4 protein-coding genes are annotated in these 4824 nt (G+C 44.5%); all 4 read left to right on the forward strand.

What is annotated here, in order from left to right:
- Positions 1-376: 376 nt before the first annotated feature.
- Positions 377-1255 (forward strand): Hpt domain-containing protein, encoded by an 879-nt coding sequence (locus tag EWV66_RS08800; RefSeq protein WP_002787402.1) that lies wholly within the window; start codon positions 377-379, stop codon positions 1253-1255.
- A 429-nt stretch (positions 1256-1684) separates the two neighbouring features.
- The gene (locus tag EWV66_RS08805; protein ID WP_221634923.1) at positions 1685-3670 is read left to right on the forward strand and encodes a BamA/TamA family outer membrane protein; all 1986 of its coding nucleotides are present in this window, start codon (positions 1685-1687) and stop codon (positions 3668-3670) included.
- Positions 3671-3755: 85 nt separating this feature from the next.
- Entirely contained in the window at positions 3756-4595 is an 840-nt protein-coding gene (gene lpxC, locus EWV66_RS08810; RefSeq protein WP_043995723.1) for a UDP-3-O-acyl-N-acetylglucosamine deacetylase, read from the forward strand.
- A gap of 151 nt (positions 4596-4746) precedes the next feature.
- Positions 4747-4824 (forward strand): transposase-like zinc-binding domain-containing protein (locus EWV66_RS24085; protein ID WP_502705652.1); only part of this gene is annotated, 78 nt, incomplete at its 3' end.

The following is a 4824-nucleotide window of genomic DNA, read 5'->3' on the forward strand; positions in this document are numbered from 1 at the left end:
TTCCGTGAATTCTAGGTTAATCATGTTTTTAATGAGTGCTTTGCTTCTAATTATGACTCTTAAACTATATTATTGTCCTTGAGTAAAAAATGCAAGTTGTAGCCGTGCAAAGTATAGTCAACAACTCAGTTTCCTCTTATCAAGAATAATTTCTAGTCAGCTTGCTCCCATCCCCGATTCTTTTCTTAGCTTTTTGCCTGCCGTTGTATCGATCTATTTTAAGCAAGAGAAGCTGAGAACCCTTGTGGGCAGGCTTTTGAACTTAGCTTGTGTCCGTCTGGGCCAGTTTTCCTAGCCATTGCCCCATAACTGATATATTTCCTGAAAAACTGGGCAATCTAGGACTAGACAGCATCGTGATAAGGGGGATAAGACCTTGGACTCCGCTAACGCTCAGAAAATTCTCGGCTATTTCATCGAAGAAGCCAAAGAACACCTGGAAACTTTGGAACAGGGGATTTTAGACTTAGGCAATCTCGTGAACAATACTGAACAGATGAACGAGATGTTTCGTGCCGCCCATTCCATTAAGGGGGGAGCGGCCATGTTAGGTTATGGCAGTATCCAAAAAACTGCTCACCGTCTTGAGGATGCTTTTAAAATACTGAAAGAAAATCCCATACAAGTGGATAAAAAATTAGAATCTTTGTTCCTCAAGGGTTATGATCTGCTTCAGATATTGATCGATAAGCTGTCCGGTCCATTAGGTTTGCAAGCCGAGGAAGCTAACGCTATCCTTAAAAAAGGTGAACCAACTTTTGCCGAATTACAGGCCCATCTTAACTATCTTCTCGACCCCCAAAAATTTACCCCAGCTGTTGCGACAGCGTCTTCTATCTCCATCCGCGTCAGAGATATCCTCAAACAGATGTTACAACTGTTCAAACAGGAAGAAACCAGTGCTTCCCGTCAGCAATTACAAAAGTTAACTTTATCTCTGTCTCAATTGGCTTCAGAACAGCAAAAGTGGCAATATTTAGTTGAAAATGCCGAATCAGCCCTGGCTAACCCCAAACATTCCTACCGCACTCTCGCCCCGGTTATTATTAAAGAATTAAAACAAGCCGGTGATTTACTAGAATGGGGTCGAGGGGAAGAAATCACCGTCAGTCAGGAATTGCAATTATTAGCCGCCGCCAAATTACCACAAATCCTAATTACCCTAGAACCGGAATTAGTAGCTAGTACCCTGCTGCAAATGTTCAATCGCCAACAGGTCTCGCAACTGGTACAGTTATTAAAAACGAGACGTTGACATCTGCCCGGATGTAAAAAGCTGGGGGATTCCCACAAGAATAAACTTAATTGTTTTTAATTTTGGTGAGTTAGGAAGATATGTATTTAATTGTGCGCCAACCGAGTTGGCAATAATCCCAGAGGGTGAATTGGAATAGAGCCAAACCAGAAAAAGCTAAGATATGGCAAGATAAAAACTTAATGCTGACGGCTGACCCATATCAGACCTGATGCAGTATCTCTTGAGTCACCGGTCAAGCTGGGATTTACTGAGAGTAAGCAATCTGCTAGAGTTTTAACGTTCGTTAAATTTCTCGGGCAGAGAAAACAAAAAAACCATAATGGTGTTACTGGGTGTGTGGAAGTGCTTAAAAATCTCAATTTTTCGGGGCGATATTCCTCGCTGGCTCTGCTGCTGGCTATTTTCGGATTATTTCACGGGACGGTAATGGCCGAAGAAGAACCGCAAGAAATGGTTTTTCCCCGCATCGAGCAGATAGTACAGTCGCCTCCTGCGACGGGAGAAACTACGCCACCCGTGGCAGCACCGACGGAAACCCCGACGGAAACCCCAAGCCCTGCAGAAACTCCCACAACAGCCCCACCGGTGCCGGCGGAGGAGTCGCGAGTTTTGGTGTCCGAAGTGGTAGTACAGGGGTCCGATCGAGAATTAGAAAATCTAGTTTATAATACCATTCGCACCCGACCAGGACGAAGCACGACTCGATCGCAATTACAAGAAGATATTAACGCCGTTTTTGCCACGGGCTTTTTTGCCGATGTGCGGGCAGTTCCCCAAGATACGCCCCTAGGGGTGCGAGTCACCTTTGAGGTGCAACCTAACCCCGTTTTTCAGGGTGTACAGATTCAAATTGCCCCGGAAACCATGGACAAATCGATTTTACCTGCCGGGGTGGTCGAGGAAATTTTCGCTAGTCAATACGGCAAAACCCTGAATTTACGGGAATTACAGGCGGGGGTAAAAAAAATCAATGACTGGTACAGTAAAAACGGCTATGATCTGGCCCAGGTAATCGGTGCGCCGCAAGTCACTCCCGATGGTAGGGTGATTTTGGTCATTTCCGAAGGTTTAATCGAAAAAATTCAAGTACGCTACTTTAACGTCGAACAGGAACCAGTCAAGGGTAAAACCAGAGAATTTATCATTACTAGGGAAATGCGCCTAAAAGCGGGGGATATTTTCAACCGCAATACCGCCCAACAGGATTTACAGCGTGTTTTCGGTCTCGGTTTATTCGAGGATGTGCGTCTGTCTTTTTCCCCCGGCAGCGACCCAAGGGAGGTGATTGTTAACGTCGATGTGGTGGAAGGTAATACTGGTTCCCTGGCTGCTGGGGGTGGTATTAGCTCGAATGCGGGCTTATTCGGCACTGTAAGCTATCAACAGCGCAATTTTGGCGGTAATAATCAAACTTTAGGGGCAGAAGTCCAGTTAGGGGAACGGGAATTTTTATTTGATCTGAGTTTTTCCGATCCTTGGATTGCCAAGGATAATTTCCGCACTTCCTACACGGTGAACGTTTTCCGGCGACAGTCGATTTCTCTGGTTTATGATGGGGAGAATTCCTCGATTCGGACGCTTAACGATAATGATAGTCCCCGTATCGTCCGGACGGGTGGTGGTATTACTTTTGTCCGTCCTTTGGCCCCCGATGTGTTTACGAAACCAAAATGGGTGGTTTCCCTAGGCTTTAACTATCAACAGGTACAGGTGCAAAATGCCAATGGTGACATCTCCCCCCTGTCTGCACCTCTCAATGGTTTTGGCAGTCAACAACTGGCTTTTAGTTCCTCTGGGATCGATGATCTACTTTCCCTAAATATTGGCGCTATTCGAGATTTTCGCGACAATCCCCTGCAGCCCACCAGTGGCTCTTTCCTGCGTCTAGGTTTAGAACAAACTATTCCGGTCGGTTCTGGCAGTATTTTCGGCACTCGTGTTCGGGGTAGTTATAGTTACTTTATCCCCGTTCGGTTTATTAATTCCTTTAATCTCTTTGAAACCGATATTTTTAAAGGTCAGCAATCCCTCGCTTTTAATGTGCAAGCAGGGACAGTATTAGGCGATTTACCCCCCTACGATGCTTTTATTGTGGGGGGTAGTAACTCTGTACGGGGTTACGCCGAGGGAGAAGTGGGTAGCGGTCGCAGTTATTTCCAAGCGACGGCCGAATATCGTTTTCCCATTGTCGCAATTATCGGGGGGGCGTTATTTGTCGATTTCGGCACTACTATTGGTTCCCAAGGCGATGTCCCCGGTCAACCCGGGATTGTTCGGGATTTACCCGGTATCGGTCTCGGTTACGGTTTGGGTGTTCGGGTACAATCTCCCGTCGGCCAAATTCGGGTTGACTTCGGTTTTAATGTCGATGGTGGTTCTCGTCTCCATTTCGGTATCGGGGAACGATTCTAATCAGTTATCAGTTATCAGTTATCAGTTATCGATAAATTTAGTTATTTTTGCTGTTCACGGATCAAAGCTTTATTACTTAATAATTATGGTTTCTACTATCGCTAAACAATTTGAATTATCGGGAATTGGACTGCATTCGGGGGAGATAACAAGGGTGCGCGTCTGTGGGGCAAATCCGGGGGAAGGACGTTATTTTGTCCGCAGAGATTTAGCCAATCAACCGATTATTCCCGCTCTAGTTTCTTCGGTTTACCAAACAACTTTATCAACGGAATTGAGACGAGGAGAAGCAAAGGTTAGAACCGTTGAGCATTTATTGGCAGCCTTAACCGCTTTGGGGGTAGAGGATGCTCGCATTGAGGTGGATGGTGCGGAAATTCCCCTCCTTGATGGTTCGGCCAAAATCTGGGTAGAAGCGATCGAAAATGCTGGTTTAGATAACTCTTTTTCTCCATCAGATTTAACTATTTCTCAACCGATTTGGTTGTACGAAGGAGATGCTTTTGTGGCGGCGATTCCTTCCCCTGAATTACGTTTTACCTACGGCATCGATTTTACCTATAAACCGATCGGTAATCAATGGTATAGTTGGAGTCCTGATCGGGAAAGTTTTAGTCAAGCGATCGCATCAGCCCGGACTTTCGGTTTTGCCGATCAAATTGAATATTTACAAAAGGCTGGTTTAATTAAAGGAGGCAGTTTAGAAAATGCTTTAGTCTGCGATCAAAATCAATGGTTAAATCCTCCTTTACGCTTTGATAATGAGCCAGCAAGACATAAATTATTGGACTTAATTGGTGATTTGAGTTTACTGGGAACTATTCCCACCGCTCATTACATGGCTTTTAAAGCCAGTCATAAACTTCACGTTCAATTAGCGATCGCAATCACAAAATACAAGAATGAATGTTCTACCTTAAGTTGATGCAACAACACTCAAATTTTAGATCATCAAACTAAGTGGTCTGTCAAGATGTTATTGACGGATACAATCTTTTTACCCACATTCCGCACCCTAAAGTGTCACATTGAAAATTTGGCGTTGCATAATAGAGATATGAATGGAGGAAATCAAAATGCAATGCCCTGAATGTAAATCTACCCATATCCGTAAAAATGGCATCAATAAACAAGGTAAACAAAATCATATTTGT

Source organism: Microcystis sp. M_OC_Ca_00000000_C217Col (assembly GCF_007095585.1).
GTDB lineage: Bacteria > Cyanobacteriota > Cyanobacteriia > Cyanobacteriales > Microcystaceae > Microcystis > Microcystis panniformis.